The 21,756-nt window shown below is 59.1% G+C and carries 21 protein-coding genes and 5 pseudogenes; 14 read left to right on the plus strand and 12 right to left on the minus strand.

Features of this window, described 5'->3' with window-relative positions:
- The first annotated feature begins 4 nt into the window (after nt 1-4).
- From ABIB99_RS32225 to ABIB99_RS32240, 4 genes and pseudogenes are all read left to right on the plus strand, one after another.
- The gene (locus ABIB99_RS32225) at nt 5-463 is read left to right on the plus strand and encodes a tripartite tricarboxylate transporter TctB family protein (protein ID WP_354179371.1); all 459 of its coding nucleotides are present in this window, start codon (nt 5-7) and stop codon (nt 461-463) included.
- Nucleotides 464-2,017, plus strand: a complete 1,554-nt coding sequence (locus ABIB99_RS32230) for a tripartite tricarboxylate transporter permease (RefSeq protein WP_354179373.1) — start codon at nt 464-466, stop codon at nt 2,015-2,017.
- A gap of 424 nt (nt 2,018-2,441) precedes the next feature.
- The gene (locus tag ABIB99_RS32235) at nt 2,442-2,642 is read left to right on the plus strand and encodes a hypothetical protein (RefSeq protein ID WP_354179375.1); all 201 of its coding nucleotides are present in this window, start codon (nt 2,442-2,444) and stop codon (nt 2,640-2,642) included.
- A gap of 17 nt (nt 2,643-2,659) precedes the next feature.
- Nucleotides 2,660-2,893 (plus strand): annotated as a pseudogene (locus ABIB99_RS32240) (hypothetical protein); the annotation flags it as partial.
- An 851-nt stretch (nt 2,894-3,744) separates the two neighbouring features.
- Here ABIB99_RS32240 and ABIB99_RS32245 read toward each other — a convergent pair.
- On the minus strand, nt 3,745-3,963 hold the full coding sequence (locus ABIB99_RS32245; protein ID WP_028153855.1) for a hypothetical protein: 219 nt from the start codon (nt 3,961-3,963) through the stop codon (nt 3,745-3,747).
- Between the two features lie 218 nt (nt 3,964-4,181).
- On the opposite strand from ABIB99_RS32245, the gene ABIB99_RS32250 reads away from it, so the two are divergent.
- The 5 genes and pseudogenes from ABIB99_RS32250 (at nt 4,182) to ABIB99_RS32270 (ending at nt 8,991) form a co-directional block, all read left to right on the plus strand.
- Nucleotides 4,182-4,613 carry a pyridoxamine 5'-phosphate oxidase family protein gene (locus ABIB99_RS32250; protein ID WP_038953432.1) on the plus strand — a complete coding sequence of 144 codons (432 nt, stop codon included), beginning with the start codon at nt 4,182-4,184 and terminating at the stop codon, nt 4,611-4,613.
- 419 nt (nt 4,614-5,032) lie between these two features.
- On the plus strand, nt 5,033-5,926 hold the full coding sequence (locus ABIB99_RS32255) for a DUF72 domain-containing protein (RefSeq protein ID WP_354179378.1): 894 nt from the start codon (nt 5,033-5,035) through the stop codon (nt 5,924-5,926).
- 58 nt (nt 5,927-5,984) lie between these two features.
- Nucleotides 5,985-7,490: an FAD-dependent oxidoreductase gene (locus ABIB99_RS32260; RefSeq protein WP_354179380.1), complete on the plus strand. Its 1,506-nt coding sequence runs from the start codon at nt 5,985-5,987 to the stop codon at nt 7,488-7,490.
- Between the two features lie 35 nt (nt 7,491-7,525).
- Nucleotides 7,526-8,557 carry an ATP-dependent DNA ligase gene (locus ABIB99_RS32265; protein WP_354179424.1) on the plus strand — a complete coding sequence of 344 codons (1,032 nt, stop codon included), beginning with the start codon at nt 7,526-7,528 and terminating at the stop codon, nt 8,555-8,557.
- A gap of 234 nt (nt 8,558-8,791) precedes the next feature.
- Nucleotides 8,792-8,991 (plus strand): annotated as a pseudogene (locus tag ABIB99_RS32270) (hypothetical protein).
- Between the two features lie 243 nt (nt 8,992-9,234).
- Here ABIB99_RS32270 and ABIB99_RS32275 read toward each other — a convergent pair.
- The 7 genes from ABIB99_RS32275 to ABIB99_RS32305 form a co-directional block, all read right to left on the minus strand.
- Entirely contained in the window at nt 9,235-10,098 is an 864-nt protein-coding gene (locus tag ABIB99_RS32275) for a transglutaminase family protein (protein WP_354179382.1), read from the minus strand.
- Between the two features lie 95 nt (nt 10,099-10,193).
- Nucleotides 10,194-10,391, minus strand: coding sequence for a PQ-loop domain-containing transporter (locus tag ABIB99_RS32280; RefSeq protein ID WP_354179384.1), 198 nt, complete (start codon nt 10,389-10,391; stop codon nt 10,194-10,196).
- Nucleotides 10,392-10,432: 41 nt separating this feature from the next.
- A complete protein-coding gene (locus ABIB99_RS32285; protein WP_247458088.1) occupies nt 10,433-10,606 on the minus strand; it encodes a hypothetical protein in 174 nt (57 codons plus the stop codon).
- Between the two features lie 92 nt (nt 10,607-10,698).
- Nucleotides 10,699-11,187 (minus strand): YciE/YciF ferroxidase family protein, encoded by a 489-nt coding sequence (locus tag ABIB99_RS32290; RefSeq protein ID WP_038935021.1) that lies wholly within the window; start codon nt 11,185-11,187, stop codon nt 10,699-10,701.
- 104 nt (nt 11,188-11,291) lie between these two features.
- Nucleotides 11,292-11,504, minus strand: coding sequence for a hypothetical protein (locus ABIB99_RS32295; protein ID WP_247458087.1), 213 nt, complete (start codon nt 11,502-11,504; stop codon nt 11,292-11,294).
- A 202-nt stretch (nt 11,505-11,706) separates the two neighbouring features.
- Nucleotides 11,707-12,975 (minus strand): hypothetical protein, encoded by a 1,269-nt coding sequence (locus ABIB99_RS32300; protein WP_354179387.1) that lies wholly within the window; start codon nt 12,973-12,975, stop codon nt 11,707-11,709.
- Nucleotides 12,976-13,001: 26 nt separating this feature from the next.
- Nucleotides 13,002-14,180, minus strand: a complete 1,179-nt coding sequence (locus ABIB99_RS32305) for a zinc-dependent alcohol dehydrogenase (RefSeq protein WP_354179389.1) — start codon at nt 14,178-14,180, stop codon at nt 13,002-13,004.
- 108 nt (nt 14,181-14,288) lie between these two features.
- On the opposite strand from ABIB99_RS32305, the pseudogene ABIB99_RS32310 reads away from it, so the two are divergent.
- Nucleotides 14,289-15,081, plus strand: a pseudogene (locus ABIB99_RS32310) (SDR family NAD(P)-dependent oxidoreductase).
- 23 nt (nt 15,082-15,104) lie between these two features.
- Entirely contained in the window at nt 15,105-15,407 is a 303-nt protein-coding gene (locus tag ABIB99_RS32315) for a hypothetical protein (protein WP_354179391.1), read from the plus strand.
- Between the two features lie 372 nt (nt 15,408-15,779).
- On the opposite strand, the gene ABIB99_RS32320 is transcribed toward ABIB99_RS32315, so the two are convergent.
- The 3 genes and pseudogenes from ABIB99_RS32320 to ABIB99_RS32330 form a co-directional block, all read right to left on the minus strand.
- The gene (locus ABIB99_RS32320) at nt 15,780-15,986 is read right to left on the minus strand and encodes a hypothetical protein (RefSeq protein ID WP_157790259.1); all 207 of its coding nucleotides are present in this window, start codon (nt 15,984-15,986) and stop codon (nt 15,780-15,782) included.
- Nucleotides 15,987-16,536: 550 nt separating this feature from the next.
- The gene (locus ABIB99_RS32325) at nt 16,537-16,860 is read right to left on the minus strand and encodes a septal ring lytic transglycosylase RlpA family protein (protein WP_354179395.1); all 324 of its coding nucleotides are present in this window, start codon (nt 16,858-16,860) and stop codon (nt 16,537-16,539) included.
- Nucleotides 16,857-17,457 (minus strand): annotated as a pseudogene (locus ABIB99_RS32330) (YihY/virulence factor BrkB family protein); the annotation flags it as partial. The gene ABIB99_RS32325 and the pseudogene ABIB99_RS32330, both read right to left, overlap by 4 nt.
- Here ABIB99_RS32330 and ABIB99_RS32335 point away from each other — a divergent pair.
- Both ABIB99_RS32335 and ABIB99_RS32340 read left to right on the plus strand, forming a co-directional pair.
- Nucleotides 17,455-17,670, plus strand: a pseudogene (locus ABIB99_RS32335) (ATP dependent DNA ligase); the annotation flags it as partial. The pseudogenes ABIB99_RS32330 and ABIB99_RS32335 overlap by 3 nt on opposite strands.
- Nucleotides 17,671-18,370: 700 nt before the next feature.
- Complete coding sequence (locus ABIB99_RS32340) at nt 18,371-18,601, plus strand: hypothetical protein (RefSeq protein WP_354179397.1); 231 nt, start codon at nt 18,371-18,373, stop codon at nt 18,599-18,601.
- Nucleotides 18,602-19,522: 921 nt separating this feature from the next.
- Here ABIB99_RS32340 and ABIB99_RS32345 read toward each other — a convergent pair.
- Nucleotides 19,523-19,651 (minus strand): hypothetical protein, encoded by a 129-nt coding sequence (locus ABIB99_RS32345; protein ID WP_354179399.1) that lies wholly within the window; start codon nt 19,649-19,651, stop codon nt 19,523-19,525.
- A gap of 850 nt (nt 19,652-20,501) precedes the next feature.
- Here ABIB99_RS32345 and ABIB99_RS32350 point away from each other — a divergent pair.
- On the plus strand, nt 20,502-20,786 hold the full coding sequence (locus ABIB99_RS32350; protein ID WP_354179401.1) for a hypothetical protein: 285 nt from the start codon (nt 20,502-20,504) through the stop codon (nt 20,784-20,786).
- Nucleotides 20,787-21,756: the final 970 nt, after the last annotated feature.

Consider the following 21,756-nt stretch of genomic DNA (forward strand, 5'->3'; position numbering starts at 1 on the left):
AATCATGCTGCGAAAGAAGGACTTTTACGCCGGGCTGCTCATGGTGCTGCTAGGCGCCGGGATCGGTCTCAACTCGGCTACCTATTCGCTCGGGACCTTCGCGCACATAGGACCGGGTATGTTTCCGTTCATGCTCGGCGTGATGATGGTTATCGTCGGAGGCCTGATCTTCGTCACCGGGTTGGCGACGCCTCTTGAAGAGGGAGAGCGCATATTGCCTGCGGCAATGGAGTGGCGCGGCTGGGCCTGCATCCTCGCGGGACCGCTGATGTTCATCCTTTTCGGCGTCTATTTCGGCATGGCCGCGGCCACCTTCATGTGCGTCTTCGTCTCCGCGCTCGGCGACAGAACCGCCACCGTGAGAGGTTCGGCCGTCCTGGCTGTGGTCGTCACGGCCGCCGGCTGCCTTCTCTTTTCCTACGTGCTGAAGGTTCCTTTCCCGCTGTACCGTTGGGGGTTCTAGATGTTCGCGAGCGCGCTTTCCGATCTCTGGTACGGCTTCGGGGTCGCCTTCGAGCCGCAGAATTTCATGTGGTGTTTCGTCGGCGTTCTGGTCGGCAACATGGTGGGCGTTCTGCCGGGAATGGGACCGCTGGCCACAATCTCGGTGCTGCTGCCGTTGACGTTCGGCATCAAGCCAGTCGGCGCGATCCCGATGCTGTCAGGCGTGTTCTATGGAGCGCAATACGGCGGCGCGATTTGTTCGATCCTGCTCAACCTGCCGTGCCATCCGCCGCACGCGGTGACGTGCCTCGACGGGTATCCGCTGACGAAGCAGGGCCGCGGCGGCGCGGCGCTCGGCATCACGGTACTGTCGTCGTTCGTCGGCGCCTCTTGGGGCATCCTGGAGATGATCTTTCTGGCTCCGGTGCTGGTGAAGGTCGCGCTGGAGTTCGGTCCGACCGAAATTTGCTCGCTGATGCTTCTGGGTCTGCTCGCCGGTTCGACGCTGGCGAAAGGCTCGCCTCTCAAGGGCATCGCCATGACGTTGCTCGGCCTGTTTCTAGGAATCGTGGGAACGGATGTCGAGACCGGCTCGGAGCGCTTCACGTTCGGCATCCCGAATCTCCTTGACGGCATCGAACTCGTCGGACTCGCTCTCGGTCTATTTGGTATCGCCGAGTTCATGAAGAGCGTGAATCAATACTCCGAGGTGAACACGCGCTATTCGAACGTCGGCCTGCGCGATCTGCGTCCATCGCGCGACGAACTCCGCCGCTCGATCCCCGCGATGTTGCGCGGCACCATCATCGGGAGCCTTTGCTCGCTCATTCCGGGAACGGGACCGACGATCGCTTCGTTCATCTCCTACGCGACCGAGAAGAAGGTTTCGAAAACGCCAGAGAAGTTCGGCACCGGCATGATCGAAGGCGTCGCCTGTCCGGAGGCATCGACGCATTCGTCGGTACAGGGCGACTTCATCCCGACTATGAGTCTCGGTATTCCCGGCGACGCAGTGATGGCCCTGATCCTGGGTGCGCTGATGATCCAGGGTATCGTGCCCGGTCCCCAGCTGATCAAAGAGCATCCGGACATCTTCTGGGGCCTGATCGCGAGCTTCTGGATCGGCAACGTCATGCTGGTCTTGCTCAACGTCCCGCTGATCGGGTTGTGGGTGAAGCTCCTGATGATTCCCTACAAATATCTCTATCCAAGCGCGCTGTTCTTCGTCGCGATCGGCGTCTACTCGACCAACAACGACATGTTCCAGGTCGGCGAGACCGTCGTCGTCGGGTTGATCGGCTATCTGCTGTTGCTGCTCGATTTCCACCCTGCCTCGATCCTGCTCGGCTTCGTCCTGGGGCCACGCCTGGAGGAGAACTTCCGCCGTTCGTTGCTGGTCTCGCGCGGCGACGCTATGATTTTCGTCGAGCGGCCGATCAGCGCGTTCTTCCTGTTCCTGTGCGTTGCACTTCTGGCGGCACAGGTCTACGTGCGTATTCGTAAACCGCAAGGATTTGCGGCGCTCGACGTCACAGAGGGGAAGGGCGCCGCGGTCGCGCGACCCGCGGAGTGAGCTTCATCCGATTAAGCCGCTTGAGAAGTGCCTGTGCTTGGGTCACGAGCACACTGTCAGCCTTGATGTTAGCCACGATCGTGCCACCTCTGGCCCGCGCCTCAAGGCAGCCTTCCGCATGAAGCTGATGAAACGCCTCGATGACGGTCCCCCTCGCGAGTTGAAGCGAAGCCCGATAACTCGCCTTTTTAAGCACAAGCCAGGCAAAGTTTGGTTCTACAGGGCCAAAGAACATCCGCCGAGAGTGAGCTGTCGCTCCGATGTACCGCACCTTCCGACAGCGGCCTGATGCCCGTCGCCTTATGCTGCCGGACGCATTTCCGGTATTGCCAAGTCTTGCCGAGAATGTAGAATTCGCAAGATTTTGTTGCGCTCTTGACGCACTGCGATTGCAATACGATAGTTCTTTGTTCTGGGGTCTTCGATGTTCGATCCTGCTACGACCGCGCTTTTGCGCGCGGTGCTCGACGAGGTCTGCGAAAACATTTCCCGGGCCGAGACCGGCACCCGTACCCACGTCGCTTCGAGAATCTTGGAAGCCGTAACCAGAGGCGACATATCTCCGGACCACCTCAAGCAGGTCGGACGCGAAGCGCTGTCCGACGCGCCGACCATGTGGCGATAGTCGAAGAGGCAGGCGAGGTGAACTTCCAGATCACGGTGCTGAAGATCCTGGTGAGCTATCCGGACGGCTTCGCGCTCATGGCGGACCTGAAGCGCGACATGGCGATTCTGGCGACGAGCGGCCGCGACTGGGCCGAGCGGACCAAACGTTTGGGCGCGCGAGCGACGGATCTGGACATCTTCTCGCAAGGGCTCGTGGAACGCGAAAACGGTGGCTGGAGGATCACCACGAAGGGGCGGGCCACGCTGGAACCGGTTACGCCAGACCGCTTCTCAAGTTCGGCGGCGAGCTCATGTTGATACACGATTGCTTTCATCCGGCGGGTTTTCCAGGCGCATCACACTCGAGCGGCTAACAGTCCCGGCAGATGCTTCTGATCTTCTCGAGGGCGCGGTCGGTCGGGTCCCACAGATCCTTCTCGGGTCTAATCGTACCGATTTGCTCCGCCGCCCGCGGGTATTGTCTATGCGATCCGGGCGTTTTCCACTAGCGGAAATCGGCTCCATCAAAAAAGGCCCCAACATGAGGATCAACACGATGCTCATTTGCAGTTTTTGCAGATCGACCCCACCATCCTGTCCGTGTTGCTCATCGATCTTGGCGTCGCTATCCTGCTGGTTGGTGGTCGCAGGCCTTCCGATCCCTCCGGCAGGCGCGGTCTGCGCAGCCGCGGCCGAAGAGCCCGAGGAAGCAGCGGTGCCGGCCGCATTGGTGCCGCGCGTCCGGGCTTCGCTTTCGGTGTCGATCCTTTGCCCCGGTTCGTGATTGACGCCGGGCTGCGCCGTTGCGGGGGCATTGCCGACGGTGGAGTTGCCGGGAGCGCCAACGGTTCCGGCGGGATTTGCTGGGCCAGACCCTGCAGTGCCAGCAGCGTTTGTAGCTGAAGGTGAGGATGTCCCTGTACCGCCCGCCCCGGACAAGGCTGCGCCGCCGGCTCCTCCGCCCGCGGACCCACCGCCACTGCCTCCACCACCGCCACCTTGAGCGAAAGCAGCGCAGGGAAGGATAATCGCCAAGGCCAAGGCACACGAGAGAGCTTCCTGTCGCGACACCTTTAACGACCATGCGGGCTCTCGAGGTTTGGTTCCTAGAGTTATGCGTTCTAGGCGTCGAGGACGCCGAATTGCCGCCGGTAAGCATCGATCGCCCGGTTCGAGAGCAGCAACCTGCTACGTTCACCGTTCCGGACCATTTGCTCGATCTTATGGGAGAGAAATTGGCTGGCTTCGGCAGCGTCGCCGAGGTCGCCCGAGCGCTCGAGGAACTCCCAAGCGATCTGGACGGAATGTTCAACAAGATGAGAAAGTGGGGTGTCGGCCATAGTGAGCCGAACGCTTGCTCCTTCCCAGGGTTCCTAGGCCACCTCGGAGGACGCAATGCGTGGTCGAGGTAGATGCATCCCATTTGCCATCGGCCGGCGTCCGAGAGCAATGAGCGGCGTAATCGCTTGTCGTCGCTCCCACGGCTAACCAGTTGCGGACCTCAAGGGAACATGGGTTCAACCCCGCAGTTGCTCCCCGGCCAATGGAGTAAGGAAAGATGTCCAAGAAATCGCTCGCTGAAATCGCGAAGGAAATGGCCGGCATCGACATCGCCATTCTTTCGACCCACACAGAAAACGGTGAGATTGCCAATCGACCCATGAGTAACAACGGCGACGTGGCTTACGACGGCACGTCTTATTACTTCACTTACGAAAAGACGCGGACAGTTTCTGACATCCAACGGAATCCTAATGTCGCGCTCGGATTCTCATCCGAGGCCGGTCTATTCGCCGAAGGGATCTATGTGGCCGTCGAAGGGACTGCCGAACTGATCCGCGACAAGGCCGTCTTTCATCAGCACTGGACAAGTGATCTCGACAAATGGTTCGAAAATGGCGTGGATACGCCAGGCATTGTCCTGATCAAGGTCAAAGCCAACCGCGCGACCTATTGGAAAGGTCGCGAAGAAGGTGAGGTTGGACTCTGACTGAAGATTCAACCGGGGCGAAACCCTAGTGGGCCAGCTCTTTCGATGATTTTTCCGCAATCGCAAGACCGGCGCTATCACGATTGTACAGTCACCCAATCTCATTCTGTGGATTGTGATCGTGGCCGGCCTTTTGCTCTGGGTATGGCCATCAGCAGGCAAAGCAAACTTGGCCCTGACGATCGCGGTCAACGGTGGCCTCGTTCTCTGGACGGTGGATGAAATCGTCCGTGGCGTCAATCCTTGGCGGCGCTCTCTCGGTGCAGTCGTTCTTCTCTACGAATTCACGACCCTTTTAAACGACGGTAAAGATTCCGCACGCGGGAGCGGGAGCCCAGATGTCGCCGCGGGCTTGCATTGTAACGGCGCCAGCAGGGCTCGCGAGGCTGTAGCGGTAGGCAATCGAGGGTCGTTCGCAGATGGCACCACCAGCGCGGATCGAATTGACGCCCGAGGAGCTCCGAGAACGCAGACGTCTGCGACGCGAAAAGCAGCGCGAGGACAATATCAAGCGTGCCGCAAAGATGCATGCTGCTCGCCTCAAGACAAAAACTGACCGTCCAAAGGATTCGCCGCGGCACAGACAGTTTGTCCACGTCGGATGCTCCGGCTGGCGTTATTGGAAATGGCGGGACTCATTCTATGCAGACGTGCCGCAAACCGAGTGGTTTAATCATTATTTAACGCGTTTCGACACTGTCGAAATCAATGCATCCTTTTACTCGTGGCCGACAGTCGCCGGTGTTCAATCCTGGCGGCGGCAGCCCGGGAGGAAGAAGTTCATCTACACCGTCAAAGTCTCCGAACTCATCACCCACGTGAAACGATTCAAAGCGACAAAGACGCTCATCCGGGATTTTGGAATGATCGCCGACATTCTGGGTGACCGGATGGGCTGCTTTCTGTTTCAAATGCCGCCGAGCTATCGTTACACCAAGACCCGTCTTAATGACATTGTCAGCCAGCTGGATCCCGAGCGTCGCAACGTCGTGGAGTTTCGGCACGCGAGTTGGTGGAATGAAGAGGTCTATGAGGCTTTTCGTATCGCGGGGATTATCTTCTGCTCCTGCAGCGGGCCACGCTTCCCGGACGAACTCGTTCGGACGAGCGATGAACTCTACATCCGCCTGCACGGCCCAAAGCGATGGTATCGTCACGATTATTCCAAGAGCGAGCTGGAGATCTGGGCCAAAAGGATCAAGGCGAGCGGTGCGAAGCGGGGCTGGGTCTATTTCAACAATGACAACGACGCGCACGCTCCCAAGAACGCGACGACCTTCAGGCGCATGCTGGCCGTTGTACTCAAGGTCTGACACGTAGAATTGGAACTCTGCCTGACATGGGAACGTTCTCACGTGTTTGGAGAACATCATGACCAGCAAATCGCTCTGGATGGATATTGACGTCGCACCTGATGCGCGCGTGCTCGATGGCGCGCAGGAGTGCGACGTCGCCGTGATTGGTTCCGGGATCGCTGGGATATCAACGGCGTATGAGCTTTGCCAGCGCGGCAAGTCCGTCATTGTCATCGACCGCGGCCGCATTTGCGGTGGCATGACGTCGAGGACGTCGGCTCACCTTGCTCCTTTGTGCGACGATCTCGTCAGCGAAATGACGAAGATCAGGGGGCACGAGGCGACAAAGCTCTTTTGCGACAGCCAGGCGGCTGCCATCGACCGCATCGAGGAAATCCAGAAGATAGAGAAGATCGACTGCGACTTTCGCAGGCTTGACGGCTATCTCTTTCAGGGGCGGGACATGCCGTCCGATATCATCGACCAGGAAATGGATGCGGTCCGCGAGGTCGGAGCTCCCGTCCACCGGCTGATGGGCGTATCCCTCAAGGGGTGCGAGGGCCGCCACGTTCTGCGCTATCCCCGGCAAGCGACTTTTCATCCCCTCAAATACCTGGCCGGGGTGGCAAAGGCCTGCAGTGAGAATGGCGTGACCTTTTTCCGAGACAGTCCGGTCGACGAAGTGACTGAAGACAATGGTGTCGTGACGGTTAAAGCCGCGCGCGGCACCATTCGCGCCAAACATGCCGTTGTCGCAACCAACTCTTCGATCTCCGACCGCTTTGCCATCCACACGAAGACGGCTCCCTATCGGACCTATGTTATCACCTTCGAGATTAAGCGCGGTGCGATACCTGACGCGCTCTACTGGGACACTGAAGATCCTTACCATTATGTCCGCCTGCAGCCCGGTCCCGCCAATACCGACTATGTGCTGGTGGGAGGCGAAGATCACAAAAGCGGAGAGGCAGACGACGCTGATGAGCGTTTTGACAGACTGGAAGCCTGGGCCCGCAGCCTGGTTTCCGGCATCGGCAAAGAGACGCATCGCTGGTCCGGGCAGGTGCTCGATACAATCGATTATGCCGGCTTCATCGGACGGGATTCCGGCGGCAAGAATATCTACGTCGCGATGGGCGATTCCGGGCAAGGCCTGACGCACGGTGTCGCCGGCGCGATGCTGAATACGAGCCTCGTTTTTGGTGAGGATCACCCCTGGAAAGACATCTACGAGCCGGGCCGGGTTCCTCTTAAGGCCGCGAAGAACTTTGTGACTGAGAACAGTACCGCACTTAAAAGCTTTGCCGAGTATGCGGCGCCTGGCGAGATTAACTCACTGGACGATCTCAAGCTTGGCAAAGGCGCGGTCGTGCGGCGTGGACTGAAAAAACTTGCAGCCTTTAGAGACGAGGCAGGTGCGCTGCACCTGAGGTTGGCGAGTTGCACGCATGTGGGTTGTCACCTGCATTGGAACAGCTTTGAGACGTGTTGGGACTGCCCCTGTCATGGATCGATGTTCGATGTCGACGGACAGCCAATCAACGCTCCTGCCATCGGGCCTCTCGCTCGTGTGGAAGACTGAGCGGCGTGAAAAAGCACCGCATCGCAATCGAGGCCATGGAAGCCCGTTCGGTCGACGCCATTCCGATCGGCGAGCTATGGCTGTACGAACCGAAGTGGGATGGCTTCCGTTGCCTTCTGGTGCGGGAGGGCGAGCAAGTCGACCTCCATTCGAAGTCCGGGCAGAACCTCAACCGGTACTTTCCCGAAGTCATGGCCGGCGCGCTTGCGGTCCGCGAAAAACACTTCGTCCTCGATGGCGAGATCGTCGTTCCGACCAGCGGTCAACTCTCATTCGATAATTTGTTGCAGCGCATTCACCCTGCTGCAAGCCGCGTGAAGAAATTGGCGGCAGAGAGCCCGGCCTTGTTCCTCGCGTTCGACCTCTTGCTGAAAGGCGGAAGCGATCTGGCGGGTGAGCCTCTCGCCAAGCGGCGACCACTTCTGAAGAATTTCGCCGCTCGTTTCTTCTCGAAGGCAAACCTGTTTCGCCTTTCGCCGGCCAGCTCGAAGCTGAGGGATGCCCAACGTTGGCTCGCGTCGGCGGGCGGTGGAAGCGATGGCGTCATCGCGAAGCGCCTCGACCTTCCATATCAGGCCGGCAATCGAGAGGGTATGCAAAAGATCAAGCGTTATCGTAGTGCGGACTGTGTCATCGGCGGCTTTCGCTACGGCGAAAACCGTCTGGCGGGCCGGCAGGTCGTCGGGTCGATTCTTCTCGGGCTCTACGATGATGACGGGTTGCTGCACCACGTTGGATTCTCGTCGGGGATCAAAGCAAAGGACAAGCCGGCTTTGACCGACAAGCTCGAAGCCGTCAAGCAAGCTCAGAGCTTTACAGGAAATGCCCCTGGCGGTCCCAGTCGCTGGTCGACGAAGCGATCGCCAGAATGGCAGCCGGTCAAGCCGAAATATGTGGTCGAAGTGTCCTACGATCATTTCACCGGCGGTCGCTTCCGTCACGGGACTTCGATCATCAGGTGGCGACCGGACAAAAAGCCTTCTCAATGCACGTTCGAACAGATTAGGCAAAGAGCCGATCGCACCCTCTTATCCAGGCTCGGGATTGGTGGACGTTTGTCTCGGTAAAGAGGTTGCGCACCGTTACTCCGGAATGAGCGGGCGCTACCGTTGGCATAATGCGCTCGCGAGCAGCCTGCGATCCGGCTTGTTGACGTTGTCGCCGGACATGTTTGGATTGCGAGCACTACGGCGGTCCGCCCCTTGGCGCAGGTCATCAGGGCGATCTCGCCTTGTCCTGGCTCTTATCGGTGATGAGAACGCCATTAGCGCTCCCGCCTTCCTCAGGAATGGAGCAGCGCTATGCAGCACCGTTGCCGTTTCAAGCAAATTATGTCCCTTGAGGAACGCCTTGCAGAAGAGGCAAGGCGTCTTCGTGAGAAGGCTCAGTCGCTTCCACCCGTATCGAACGGGAGCGCACAATCCGCAAGGCCAGGCAAGCCGAGACCGGCGCGCATATGAGCGAGTGGTTGAGGTCGCCCGGTCTGGCACCACCGGAATGATTGAATGTCGCGCCTACATCCTAGGCCCGGATGGCCATAGTTAGCGGCTTGTCGATCCCTTGAAGAGGCCAAGGAGCAGACCGAAAGGCTAGTGGACGACTACGACGTGCCATCTGAAACGCAGGATTTGCGATCTCAAAGCCAAAGAGTAAGGCGCTGCCATTTACTCTCCCGATACTGGACTCGGGGACGACCCATGCCGTGCACTCGACGTATCGATCGGTGGAATAATCCGGAGATGCGTTAGGCGGTGACCGAGACAGTCACGCGCATGCTCAAGGAGCCATCGCTTGGGCCAAAGAAGCTTCCTGATACGGGCATGCACTGGCTGATATCGCGGGCAACTGCGACGGGGATCAGATTTCGACCACCGACGCTGCGATTCGTCGAGTCGAAGGTGACCCAGCCCGCACCTGGTAGGAACACCTCGGCCCAAGCATGGGTCGAGCCAGCATCGCCCGAACCTAGTAGCTGATGGCTCGGGTCGTGGAGGTAGCCGGAGACGAGCCGCGCGCCGAAGCCGAGCTTTCGTGCGAATTCGGCGAACAAGACTGCAAAGTCGCGGCACGATCCCCACCCGCGGTCGAGTGACTCCTCGGGAGATTGCGTGCCCTCGATTTCACGGCTTTGGTACCGAACGCGCTGGGCGACTCCGGCGTTCAGGTCTTTGAGCAGTGAAAGCGTATCGGTTGGGTTGCTACGTATAAACCCTCTCGTCCAGTTTTGCAGTCGCCCGCCCGGATCAGGGTATTGGGCAATAGTTAATGCGCCGAGGTCGGTCCATTCTTCGTCGGAGTAGCGGAACGGGTATGAAATGGCCGAGGCAGCGATATCGAATACCGGCCAATCGACTGCATCGAGAAGAATATCGGCTTCACTGCCAATAACGAGCGTCGGGGCTGTGTCAGCAAAGTTGATCAGGGCGACAGTGTTGCCAAACACATCCTGGGCCCACTTGGTCACAGCGTCCGGCGTGATCGTCAAGATGTGCGACATCAGCCGCAATTCGCGGCTTTCGCGAGGGCGTAGCATCAGGCGGTGTGGAGCGAGATGTACTGCCTCTCTAAAACGATAGGTGGTCGTATGGCGGATTCGTAGCGCCGTCATCTCGGCCTCCGTTTGTCAGGCCCATGGATTCTACAGCGGCCTCGCGACCTGAGATCCCGTATCTTGCAGCAGAAACGATGGCCGCGAGCGTGGCGCTAATCACGTTCGCGCCGACGATCATCCAATCGAATAGCACCGTAGACGATCCAAAACCCGAGACCGAGGGTCAGCGCCCAGAGCATGAAGAGCGAGAGATCCTCCGTGGACCCGCGTGGCCACGCCTCGCGGACCTGCGGCCGCCTAGATAGCAAACCGGGCCATCGAGCACGTTCGGGCGACCCACGACGTGCCAAGTGCCATGCATCCGATTAAGTCATACGGCCAACTAGACCAACTAGGCGTTAGGCGCGGCCTTTGTGGGCTGCGTGCTACTCACCGGGTCAGAAGCCGGCAAGCTGTCTTTCAAGCCTCTCTCAAGTTCATCGTCTTGCTTCTTATCACGGCGCATTTCCTGCTTGGGATCGGCGGCGTGTTTGTCAGTCGGCGCCGGATTGAACTTTTCACTCATGTGATTGTCTTTCTAAATCGAAACGCAACGCTGCATTGAGAGCCGGGAAGGGCCGTCCGAAGGGCGGCGCTTCCCGATCCTTACAGGGTGGTTCAGGCTGCTTCCGCGTTGACTGCCGTCTCAGCAAGCTTTGTCAGCGCATCGTCGGTCTTCTTCTCTTCGGCCAACGTCTGATCCAACAACTTGACCGCATCCTTCATACCAAGCTTCGTGGCCCAGCTCTTAAGCGTCCCGTACCTGGATATCTCATAATGCTCGACCGCCTGAGCTGCAGCCAAGAGCCCGGCATCAAGTGCCGGCTCACCCTTGTACTCGTCCATGATCTCGGTGCCCTCATCGAGAATGCCTTCGATCGCGTCACACTTCTTTCCGCGCGCCGGCTTTTCGAGAAGCTCGAAGATCTGTTCGAGGCGAACGATTTGACCTTCGGTCTCATCGTGATGTTTTTCAAATGCCGCCCGAAGTTGATCGGAGTTGGCGGCCTTCGCCATCTTCGGCAGAGCCTTATAGATCTGTTTTTCGGCGTAGTAGATATCCTTGAGCGTATCGAGGAAAAGCGCATTTAGATCTTTGTCGGCCATTGGAACGCTCCATAAGTAAAAGGATTGATGCACGGCAACATGAGGTTGAGACGACTGTTCCTAGCCAAAAGCAGCCCGGCCGATTCTGGCTTCAGCGAGCCGCCCTACGTCGCAAGAACTGCAAAGATTTTGACGATCGGGCCGCTTGCCCTCTGATGTGCAAGCGGGATGCGGGCTGGCGGGTTGTCGAAGGCGCTACGCATATCCAGCCCATGCTCGGCAAACGGATCGTTGCGCAACTCAGAGAAAACTAGGGTCAGGCGCACGACGAATTCTTGTGGTTGCGCCTTCTGTACGAAAATCGTCGATGAGATCATGTGCGCCCTGACGTGCGAGAAGCTGGCCCGACTTGTCCGGGGTATCGGCCTCACGGCAGAGCTTCGTGCTCTCACTGTTCGTCAGTCATGGGTCGAGATGGGCATTCCAGGTCCAACGGCCTTCCCGTGCAGGCCAGTCCAGGATTGAAAGGCCAATATAACGAGCCTGACCTTGACTGAGCATTGTCTCTAACGCTCAGGATCAGGAAACTGAAGCAAGCCACCAGTCGCCGATCGCTCGCGTCAGAGCGATCCAAAGGCTCGAGGGGAGATCAGGCACGGCGATGCGGACGCTGTAACGGTCGGTCGTCAGGTCGTGAAACCATTCGGTCGCGGCAAAATCAAAGCCGAAACTTCCAGCGTGACGGATTGGAAAGCCGACTTCGCTTAGCTCCTCGCTCATGGCTGCGGCCGCCTGCCGGGCTGCCGCTTCGTCGAGAGGTTCGCGAGATCCCAACGTGACGTATAGTCCGTGAACGGGCTGCGACTGCGACGGCACGCCTCGCAGCCTCAAGGCGAAATGCCGGGAGGAGAAACGACCGTTACGAAGGATCGAGGCCATACGCCTCCTCGTCAGGCGACGGTAAGCGGATGTGCCTACGAATGGCGGAAAGTGCGCGGGTAAGGCTGCGTTGCCCAGGAGCCTTATGGCGTTGCGCGCTTCCGCCATAAGCTCTTCGAGGCATGAGGAAGGAATCCGCTGTGTCGCGAAATCGCTGCGGATCAACGTAATGGAACCTAGCCGCCCGTACTCCGCACCCAACGAATCCAACTTATTGTGACTCCGGACCAGGATCAGCGGAACGCCCCGGCGCCTCGACCACCTGATTACCTGCTCAATACGTCCCGAACTGCCGGTGAAACATGTTGTGTCGAAGATGATGAGGTCGAAATGCGGCTTTCCGCAATTGACGACATCGCCGAAATCGCGAGACGCGATGCATGAATCCAGCAACAGGACTCTGCGAGAGGTACTGTCCGTCGAGAAACTCTGGATCGACCCGATTACCAGGTGCAGTTGCTGCGCATAGCCGTCGATCAGTTCTAATGTTTCCCCGTAAGAGCCTGGCAGCGCAACGACCTCGCCACCTTTCATCGACTTGGAGAGTGCGAGGAGTAGCGAAGCAATCGCCCCCATTCCCGATGCTGTGTAGAGCGTTTGTCGAACGTGCCGCTCATCGAGCGCATAGAATGACGGTCCTTCTACGGCCAGGTCAGCGCGTTGATAGTCATATTGAAACTTGAAGGGCCCGCTGGATGGACGCGCGCTGCCGGCCCATGCGGTCTCGGTGGCGTTCCACTCCTGCATCTCATGCGCGGCTCTGAGGGCTGCGGTTAGCTGAAATTTACGACGAATGACTTCGGCGACCGAATCAGGGAGATCCAGTGATAGCGGTGCAGCCAGGCAGCTGTTCAGAAGCTTCAGTTCTTCCAGCTTGCGATCGAAATACGCGTCTGTGCTCTCCATCATAATCCTGCTCGGATAGCCGGCAGTCGTCAGGCTCCGAAAGGCTTCATCACAACTTTGATGCAACCGTCCTTCTTGTCCCGGAAGGTCTTGTAAAGTTCCGGCCCCTCCTCGAGTGTTGCCCGATGGGTGATGACGAAGGATGGATCGATTTCGCCCTTTTGGATGCGCTCCATAAGCTTCGGCATGTAATGCTGGACGGGGGTCTGGGCCATCCGGAAGGTGAGGCCGCGATTAATGGCGCTGCCCATAGGAATCTTGTCCAGATACCCGCCATAGACGCCGACGATCGAAACCGTGCCGAAATTTCGGCAGCACTCGATCGCCTGTCGAAGAACGTGCGGCCTGTCCGTTCCCATGAAGGTCGCGACCTTGATCCGGTCGATCACAGAGCCAATGCTGGCAGTGGTTTCAGGCTCGGTGCCAACGGCGTCGATGCAGGCATCCGCGCCGCGCCCGCCGGTCAACTCCTGGATGCGATCGTAGATGTCGTCGTTCTGGAAATCGAGTGTGATTGCACCCGATTGTCTGGCGAGTGCCAACCGTTCAGGAACGGTATCGATCGCTAGCACGCGCTCCGCCCCCAACAAAAACGCGCTCTTGATAGCGAACTGCCCGACGGGACCGCATCCCCAGACAGCCACTGTTTCGCCGCCCTTTATGTTGCAGAACTCGGCGGCCATGTAGCCGGTCGGAAAGATGTCCGACAGGAACAGCACCTGTTCATCGGTGAGACCTTCCGGGACCTTGTAAGGACCGACATCGGCGTAGGGCACGCGCAGGTACTCCGCCTGACCGCCGGCAAAACCACCGAGCATATGCGAATAACCGAACAAACCGGCCGGAGAATGCCCCCACATCTTCTCGGCCATCTTGGCGTTGGGGTTGGACCGCTCGCATCCGGAGTAGAAGCCGTTCTTGCAGAAGAAGCATTCACCGCAGGAGATCGTGAAGGGCACCACGACGCGGTCGCCGACGTTGAGCTTGGTATTGGCTTTGCCGACGTCGACGACCTCGCCCATCGTCTCGTGGCCCACCACGTCGCCTTTTTCCATGCTCGGCATGACGCCGTCGAGCAGATGCAGGTCCGAACCGCAGATCGCGCAGGCAGTCACCTTGATGATGGCGTCGCGTCCATGCTCGATCTTGGGATCCGGCACGGTCTCGCACCGGATGTCGCCTTTGCCGTGCCAGGTGAGAGCTTTCATGTAGGGAACTCCAAGCGAATGATGACGGCTAAGCTTGCTTGCGTCTCGAAGTTCCTATCGCGTTAGGAACGGCGGCTGCCTAGCGCGATTGGAAAGGTAACTTGGGAGATAGCGGAGAGCCGAGATGGACAGGCAATTGTGACCGGCGCATCGACGGGAATCGGTTACCAGTTTGCGCGCATATGTGCGCGCGAAGGGTATGACCTTCGGATTGCCGCAGACGAGGTGGAAATTGAAAGGGCGGCCGCCGACCTCGACGTGAGCCTGGCGCGGAGGTCGTCGAAGCCCTCCACCTCGACCTCGCCAAGCAGGAAGGCATCGACAAGCTCCACGCGGCCATCAGCAGCCGTCCGATCGACGTGCTCACGGCGAATGCCGGGCGTGGACTTGGGCATGCGTTTCTCGATCAGGACCTCGCCCGCATTCGCGATGTCATCGACGCGAATGTGACCGGGACGACTTGTTTGCTACATAAGCTCGGAAACGACATGCGCCGGCGCAATCAGGGGCGCATTCTGATCACGGGCTCGATTGCCGGCTTTACGCCCGGCAGCTTCCAGGTCGTTTACAAGGCGTCGAAGGCCTATCTGAATTCGTTGTCGTTTGCGCTTCGCGAGGAGCTTCGCGATACCGAAATCGGGGTGACCTGCCTCATGCCGAGCGCGACCGAGACCGAGGTTTTCAAGCGCGCCGACATGCTCGACACCAAGGTGGGCTCAGGGGAGAAAGACGATCCCGGCATGGTCGCGCCAAGGCTTTCGACGTCATGATGAAAGGCGAGGGTGATGTTGTCACCGGCCTCAAGAACAAGATCCAGTCTGCAGTAGCAAACGTGACGCCTGCGGAGACGCTCGCGAAACAGCATCGCAAAATGGCGGAACCCGGCTCCGCCAAGCACTAGCCGGCAAACAGGAGGAAATTGTCATGCTCACGAAATCAATGCTGGTTGGCGCCGTCTTGGCCGTCAGCTCAACTATCGCCTTCGGCGGCCCTTGCAATACAGCTAACCGCGATGCCGGCTCTGGGCCGGTCACGACGGGCCAAGCGGCTACGACCACGGGAACCGCCTCGCCAAGCGCCAAGGAGCATTCGCCAACTTCAGCCGTGAACATGGCGAGCGAGAACACCGCGACCTCGTCGCAGGACGCCCAGCGCCAGATGCAAAGCCAGCCGACGGCAGCTGAACAGTCGAAGGCGACTACCGGCACCCGCGACAACGATTGCTAGGCGGGAAAAACTCCTAGGTCGAGTGCGAGAGGTCGGTGTCACCGGCTTCTCGTACTTTGCTTCTAGGCGAGGAGGCAGGCCGCGTGATCCTTGGCCAACTTGGGATAATTGCGCGCAAGGCCGTCGCGAAAGGCAAGGGGGTGGTGGCCAACGCTCGGCCGACAAATACAGGTTGTCCATGGTGCACGCCCAGCTGACAATTACCTTCAGCGTCTGTCAGCCTACGCCCGCAAGCGCTCAGAGATTGCGCGCGTTAGTCTAGCGCCGTGAGGTTCGCGGACGTAGAGGGTCGACCATCCAGGGCAAGCTGTATTGCACACTGCGCCCAGGGGCTTAAGCCGCCGCGCGGCACACGCTCTCTGCCTCCACAACCTATCCCCGGCGAAAAATCTGACCGCGCTCGGCTGCCAGCGCGAGTTCGGCCCATTCGTCGGCAAGCTTCAGCCAAGCCTCTCGATCGCTCGGATTGAGACTGCGAGCGGCCTCGTCACGACACGCAGTCGCTTCTTTGTAAAATTGCTGTGCGGAAGAAGTCATCTGGGCATATTTTGAAGATTCCCCAGGCAGCTTGCCCTTCATGATCGACCCCAACGCGCGCGGCGGGACACGAGCAAAACGTGTGGGCGGACCCCGCGCGTTTAAACCTCCAACACGATCCCGACAAGAGCGTTCCTAATAGGATGACGCAGACTTTCGACCGAGCTTGAGGAAGGAATCTCCGCGCTCGCCGCCCTCGTTTGGAGTTGCCGCTCGGCCTCATTCTCACGCGTGGAGAGTTGGCAGAGTCTGATGAGCGAACTCACTCTTAGGGTTGCAAATAGCAGGTAGCGTTTCGTAAAGCGAAAAGCTTCGCCGATGTAACCTTTAGCTTCGTGTGATCACGATCGCATCCATTGACCATGACGTCGCTTGAGAACCGCGTCGACTGGAGGCTGCCTCACCCCTGCTCCTTTCGAAGTCTTGACTTCAGTCCACGCTTTCACGAGCGTACTCCTGTGCGGCCAATCGAGCTTGCTCGCCGCGGCTAGGCCCGCATCTAAGGAAAATAATCCGACCCGCCAAATTGAACTCGATGGTCGCGCCAACAATCCCGTGTGCCCGCGTGTTTGCGCAGGGCAATGGACGACTGTTACAACACCTCAGCACGAACCTGAGCCACGCCGCGGCTCGTAATCCCCAAGCTGCGCGCGGCGGCGAGCGAGAGATCGAGGACGCGGCCACGGACCCATGGTCCGCGGTCGGTGATACGAACCACCACTGACCTATTCGTCTCAAGATCAATGACGCGGACTCTCGTGCCAAACGGCAGACGGCGGTGCGCCGCGGTTAGTAGATTCCGATCAAACGATGAACCGCTCGCTGTCTTGCCTTTAGTGGTTTGACGCGGCGTTTCAACAACGGCATGAATGTGCTCGTTGTCAGCCCAGGTGCGAAGCAAGTTCGTCATGTTCATGCGTCCTCGGCCGCACCTACCGTGTCCGCCATCCGCGCACCCCGAACGCCGAGGGGCTTAGGAGCTCCCGTCATGGTGTCACGCGCGGTCTGATGCTCAATCTCGGCGTTGAGCTCGGCCCCCAGCAGGATGACTAATTGCTGAAATCCAGAGCCAGGTCATGAAACCGACGACCGCCCCTAGAGAACCGTAGGTCTGGTTGAAGGTGCCGAAGTTCGCGGCGTAGAAGGAGAATAGTGCGGAGGCCCCGAGCCAAAAGATGGTCGCGGCCGCGCTGCCCCAGGTGATCCACGTCCAGCGTGGCGCTTGGCGGCTTGGCCCGAAGCGGTAGATACAGGCGAGAGAGAGCGCGAGGACGACAAAGAGCGCCGGCCAGCGCCCAATCCGGACCAGGAGGTTGGCCGCGTTCGACAGGCCAACGTACTGCAGTACCACGGGAACGACGACGACCGCACCCAGCGCCGCTATAACAAACGCGATCCCGGCGGCGGTGAAGCCTAGGGACATCGCATTCAATTTCAGAAAGCCGCGCTTCTCCTGTTCGCCGTAGACTATGTTTAAGGTGTCAAACAGCGACTTCATAGCGGCGTTCGCGCTCAGCTCATCAAGCTCAAAGCCGCCAAATCTCCTTTCGGCAAAAAAGTGAAGGACGAAGCGGTCACCACCTGGGTGAAGCCGCAACTCGTTGCCGAGGTGAAATTTACCGAGTGGACGAGCTCCGGCGAGATGCGGCACCCCGTTTATCTCGGCCTGAGAAAAGACAAGCGGGCAAAAGACGTCGTCATGGAGCGCGAGAAGCCGCGAGAATGACGACATGTCAGCCCGGTTGCCCGGTTGACATCCTGGTTTCGTGAAGTCCAATGAATAGGAAGGAAGGTCATCATCCACGAAGTGAAAGGACGTTCACATAGCAGACGAGCATCAGCAGGGCAATCAGGGCGGCCGGCAACAGGGCGGCCGGAAGCGGTAAAGTAAAAGTAGAAAGCCCGGCTTCGGCCGGGCTTTCCTTTGCGCACGAGACTACTTACGATTCTTGTCGAGTGCCTGCGCCATTTCGAGATGGGGCTTTGCTTGGTCCGCAGGTGTACCATCGGCCGACCCGGCCCGCGATAGCTGAGGCGCAGCAGCGACGCGGGTACAACAACAACGCTTACATTCCCTTTGATAATGTAAAGTGGGACCTGCTGAGCAGGCACGGCGCCTTTAGTCCGTCCGGCGAGCGTAACGCTGGACAGGACGCGATCGCCGAGGCGTGAGAAGCCCCCATGACCCTTGGCCGGATCAGAAATAGAGCCATCACGACCGCCTCCTCTTAAAGGAGATTTTTTGAAGGTTAGCGAGGAAGAACTCGCGACAGCTATCCTTTTCAGAAAGGGCCGGGCGTCGCGGGGCAATTACTGGGAAGCCAGCTAGCGCGTCGAGTGCTCTCCAATCGCCAGTTCGTCGCGGCAGGCATGCCCCCCGAGAAACAAATGCGACCTCCCAGTCATATTAAGATAGGGAGAGTTCGATGCCCCTCGCGATAGCTCTTATTTTTTGTGTGGTATTATTTGCCGTTTTTCTCGTCGGCATCGCGTGGGCATCGGCCGTATTGGTACCGTTTTACGCCTACGTCGGGCTAGCAATCTACCTGGTATGGAAGAGCGCGCGAAGGCAGGCCGATGTGGAGGCGGCGGTGGCGCGCGACGCCGAGAGACAAAGGTCTTTCAACGACCGGGAAATCTTGGAATGCGTTGATTGAAAATGGTCAGCTCAATTAAGCACGAGCGCGCTCTAGGCCGATCCGACCAAGCCGAGGCGATCCGCCGCAGGGCACGGGGAGAACGCTGTGAAATATCGAGATGTTGATTACACGGTAGTTCAGGGGTCGGAAGGCACGTTTGGAAGTGGTCAGCGACCATCGGCGCTGTGCGCATAGGAGGACAAACAGCCACAAAAGGCGCTGCAATCGAGAAAGCCGAACGCGCAATCGAGCGAGCTTTGTCTCCGAGGAAAATTGGTCGCGAACTAGGGCCCAATAATTGCTGCCGCCGCGTATCAAGGCGACACAAAGTCCGCGTCGGCGAGCTATCTTTTCATTAGGGCGCGCGCCAAAGGAGCAGTCCATGAAATGGCGCGACCTCTTTAGCAGCCGCGACCTGTACATCGCGATCATTGCAGGGCTTTTGGCTTCGACGATTACGCTCGCGATCAAGATGGCATTTGGAGGTTGATTAGCAGTTTCCACCGCGCGGCAGCTGTTCTTGGCCGCTCATCATCGAAGGTGCTTCAAGCACCAGATACGTCTCGGGAGGAGCGGGGCCGGGGCGGTGCGCGAGTTGCAGCAGCGTTGCGGAAGGGCGACGACCCGCCTTAGCACATTTGTTGCAGCGGAGCCTGCCAGCCAGGTCATGGACAAAGGTGGTGGAGGCGTGCGGCAACGCAGCGAGATCAACGTCGCGTCCGGTCTTGCAGCGGATCGGCTCCTGTGTGAGTTCGTTTAACGATTATGCGCTAGCGGGATCAATGATGGGCATCGGCGGCTGACGGGTCGTTCTGCCAAGCTACGTGGCGCACCACCAGAGAAAAACAGCAAGCGCAAGTATGACAACTGGCGTCGATCCAACGACGTGACCCCTGCCACGAAGAGCCCTTCATCCGTTTCCTTTCGTCGCGCGTGTTTTTAGGCGCGTCCGCTCCGTGTATGCACGATGATCTTGATCTTCTCGTAGGTTGCCTTGGCTAGCATGGTTCCAACGGTTCGGTTCAGTTCCTTGGCGATCAGCGTGAGTGGCATGGTGGCCGCCAGCAACCTGAGCTTCTCCACCTCTTGCTCAGTCCATTCCCCTTTCCATCTTGGCATTAGTCGCGACCTTCTCTTCAGGCACCCGAATTGCACGCCCAATTATGGTTGAAAACTTGGTCTGCCACATTGGTTCCAGTGACTTCACCAGCGGCAACAGGCTTTCCGTTTTCGGTACGGCCGGATGGCACAATCTGCACATGCAAACGATGGTAATACAGCTTAATATTGCTGTCGCCTCCGCTGCCCTTGCTCCCTAATCGGCGACGGAGATGTGACGGCTCCGGCGCTTTTGAGACCCCAGCCAGCCCCAGCCATGCGCCGGGGCCGTTCTTTTCGAATTCCACCCCTGGAAATCTGGCCGCGAACCCGCGCTTTGATCGGGTTATTTGGAAACCCGATCCTCGCCACGCCAGCCGACCTGCGCGGCATCGCAAATCGCCCAACAGCGAAGTTTGAAATCCGGCGTTCGCTTCCCAACGGGTTTCTGAAAAATCGGTTGGTTCCGCCGCGCAAATTGCCGTTGGCAAACCGTCGCAATCGCCAATCCCCTCCGATCGGCCTTGACGCCGACATCGCCTCGGCTTGATCGCTTCTTCAACCGGAGTCGGCCGTCGTCGGTGTGCAGCCGGGCGAGCTTGGCGGCACACCGGCTTCCACCGACCAACACGGGGAGAGGCCGGATGGCACGAAAAGAGATCTTCAGCCGCTCCCGAGCCCGTTGTCACCGGCACCGATGTGCTGCGCCAGACCGTGAAGGCGCAGGGCGCACTCCGCACATGCTTTCACTGATCGCCAGCGAAATCGATGGTGTCGGCGTCGGCATGTTGGAGGATTTTTCTAGGGGCAAAATTCACGCTTGGCGCTGACAGCTGTAGGCGTTGGCGAAGAATTTTTTCATCAACACACTGAATTCGATGCCGAGCTAAATTTGCTGCGCTCAATCGCGCCGGCGCCGACAGTGTTCGCGCCCGTCAAGCCGGCGCCGTATGATCCGAGCAAGCCGCCGCTTTTCCAGGCGCTGCTGCGCAAGCCCGGCAGCATCAGCGGCTTCAAGGGGCATCCACCAACATCGCCAGGGAAAGACGATCAGGCGTCCTGGCTGGGTGTAGAGTTCAACGCGGCGCTGAATGTCCGTTCTTGACCGAGAAGCGGAAGTCATGTGCTGGTCTGGAGCTTTTCAGCGTTTGACCCCTGTGTATGGTCCGGCCGTGCGTAGCAAGAGGTTCGTCGATCAGGTGGTGAGTGGTCTTGCATCAATGTATCCGGCCTTTGATTGGAGCATTTTCTCCGGGCCATCATGGATATCAGCGCGCGTGCGTTCTTCATTAGCGGACAGGCCTCGATTGGGCCATTTGGGTCACCAGTGTTCGCATGCGCCAGGGGCCGTTCCTTCGTCCCGGCCCGCAGGACGTGCGTCGCGTCGCGCGCACGGGCGGTCAAGGCCGGCCGTTGCGCTTTGCTTGCGGCTGGCTCCGGCGTTGCCAGGCCGCGCCTTGACCGCGCCGAGCACGGCGCGAGGATCAAGCGGGGCGGTGTCGCGAGGAGACGTTAGCGGCCGCTGGCGGCCCGATCCGCAGCCGCCTGAATCCATATTTTCGTAGAGACGGAGGACGCTCTCGTCGCCCATCAGAGCCGAGGGGAATGGGCCGCTGCGGATCGCGCCAACGTTCGTCCTCGAACTAATCTCGGAGCAGAACGCGTCGGGTTTGCGGGTATTGAGCGGACTCGGAGCTGGCTGCATGAGACACGTGGCCGCGGACGCGACGGCTGGCGAGAGCGACGCAGATCCGCAAATTCTCCGAGGGACAAGGCGTAAGGCCGCCTCAGTTGGCGACCTCTATCATCATTGCCACCACGTCAGTGAATAGGTTTGCTCGGTGTGTTTGCGTCGCTGTTGTCGCTGGTCGAGAAGGTGATGCCTGAGCCGCCAATGTCGCGCACCGATATGCTCAAATTCGCAGCCAACCATCCGGCGTTGGTTTAGCTCGCACCAATCCGCCTTCGGTTGCGAGCTAACGAGCCCGCGCCTTAAGCGCCGTGTGACCCTGGACAAATGCCAGGGTCAGCTGATGACCGAAGGCTCGTGGAACTCGACCGTCTTAGTATTGTTT

It is taken from the genome of Bradyrhizobium sp. LA6.1 (assembly GCF_040547805.1).
Taxonomy (GTDB): domain Bacteria; phylum Pseudomonadota; class Alphaproteobacteria; order Rhizobiales; family Xanthobacteraceae; genus Bradyrhizobium; species Bradyrhizobium barranii.

Excerpts from the sequence above, each read along its gene's own strand:
- ABIB99_RS32295 (WP_247458087.1), bottom strand. The coding sequence starts at position 11,504 with ATGATCTCATCGACGATTTTCGTACAGAAGGCGCAACCACAAGAATTC.
- ABIB99_RS32325 (WP_354179395.1), bottom strand. The coding sequence starts at position 16,860 with ATGAACATGACGAACTTGCTTCGCACCTGGGCTGACAACGAGCACATT.
- ABIB99_RS32340 (WP_354179397.1), top strand. The coding sequence starts at position 18,371 with ATGCCCCTCGCGATAGCTCTTATTTTTTGTGTGGTATTATTTGCCGTT.
- ABIB99_RS32260 (WP_354179380.1), top strand. The coding sequence starts at position 5,985 with ATGACCAGCAAATCGCTCTGGATGGATATTGACGTCGCACCTGATGCG.
- ABIB99_RS32255 (WP_354179378.1), top strand. The coding sequence starts at position 5,033 with ATGGCACCACCAGCGCGGATCGAATTGACGCCCGAGGAGCTCCGAGAA.
- ABIB99_RS32230 (WP_354179373.1), top strand. The coding sequence starts at position 464 with ATGTTCGCGAGCGCGCTTTCCGATCTCTGGTACGGCTTCGGGGTCGCC.
- ABIB99_RS32235 (WP_354179375.1), top strand. The coding sequence starts at position 2,442 with ATGTTCGATCCTGCTACGACCGCGCTTTTGCGCGCGGTGCTCGACGAG.
- ABIB99_RS32315 (WP_354179391.1), top strand. The coding sequence starts at position 15,105 with ATGCTCACGAAATCAATGCTGGTTGGCGCCGTCTTGGCCGTCAGCTCA.
- ABIB99_RS32300 (WP_354179387.1), bottom strand. The coding sequence starts at position 12,975 with ATGATGGAGAGCACAGACGCGTATTTCGATCGCAAGCTGGAAGAACTG.
- ABIB99_RS32305 (WP_354179389.1), bottom strand. The coding sequence starts at position 14,180 with ATGAAAGCTCTCACCTGGCACGGCAAAGGCGACATCCGGTGCGAGACC.
- ABIB99_RS32225 (WP_354179371.1), top strand. The coding sequence starts at position 5 with ATGCTGCGAAAGAAGGACTTTTACGCCGGGCTGCTCATGGTGCTGCTA.
- ABIB99_RS32245 (WP_028153855.1), bottom strand. The coding sequence starts at position 3,963 with ATGGCCGACACCCCACTTTCTCATCTTGTTGAACATTCCGTCCAGATC.
- ABIB99_RS32250 (WP_038953432.1), top strand. The coding sequence starts at position 4,182 with ATGTCCAAGAAATCGCTCGCTGAAATCGCGAAGGAAATGGCCGGCATC.
- ABIB99_RS32320 (WP_157790259.1), bottom strand. The coding sequence starts at position 15,986 with ATGAAGGGCAAGCTGCCTGGGGAATCTTCAAAATATGCCCAGATGACT.
- ABIB99_RS32275 (WP_354179382.1), bottom strand. The coding sequence starts at position 10,098 with ATGACGGCGCTACGAATCCGCCATACGACCACCTATCGTTTTAGAGAG.
- ABIB99_RS32290 (WP_038935021.1), bottom strand. The coding sequence starts at position 11,187 with ATGGCCGACAAAGATCTAAATGCGCTTTTCCTCGATACGCTCAAGGAT.
- ABIB99_RS32285 (WP_247458088.1), bottom strand. The coding sequence starts at position 10,606 with ATGAGTGAAAAGTTCAATCCGGCGCCGACTGACAAACACGCCGCCGAT.
- ABIB99_RS32265 (WP_354179424.1), top strand. The coding sequence starts at position 7,526 with ATGGAAGCCCGTTCGGTCGACGCCATTCCGATCGGCGAGCTATGGCTG.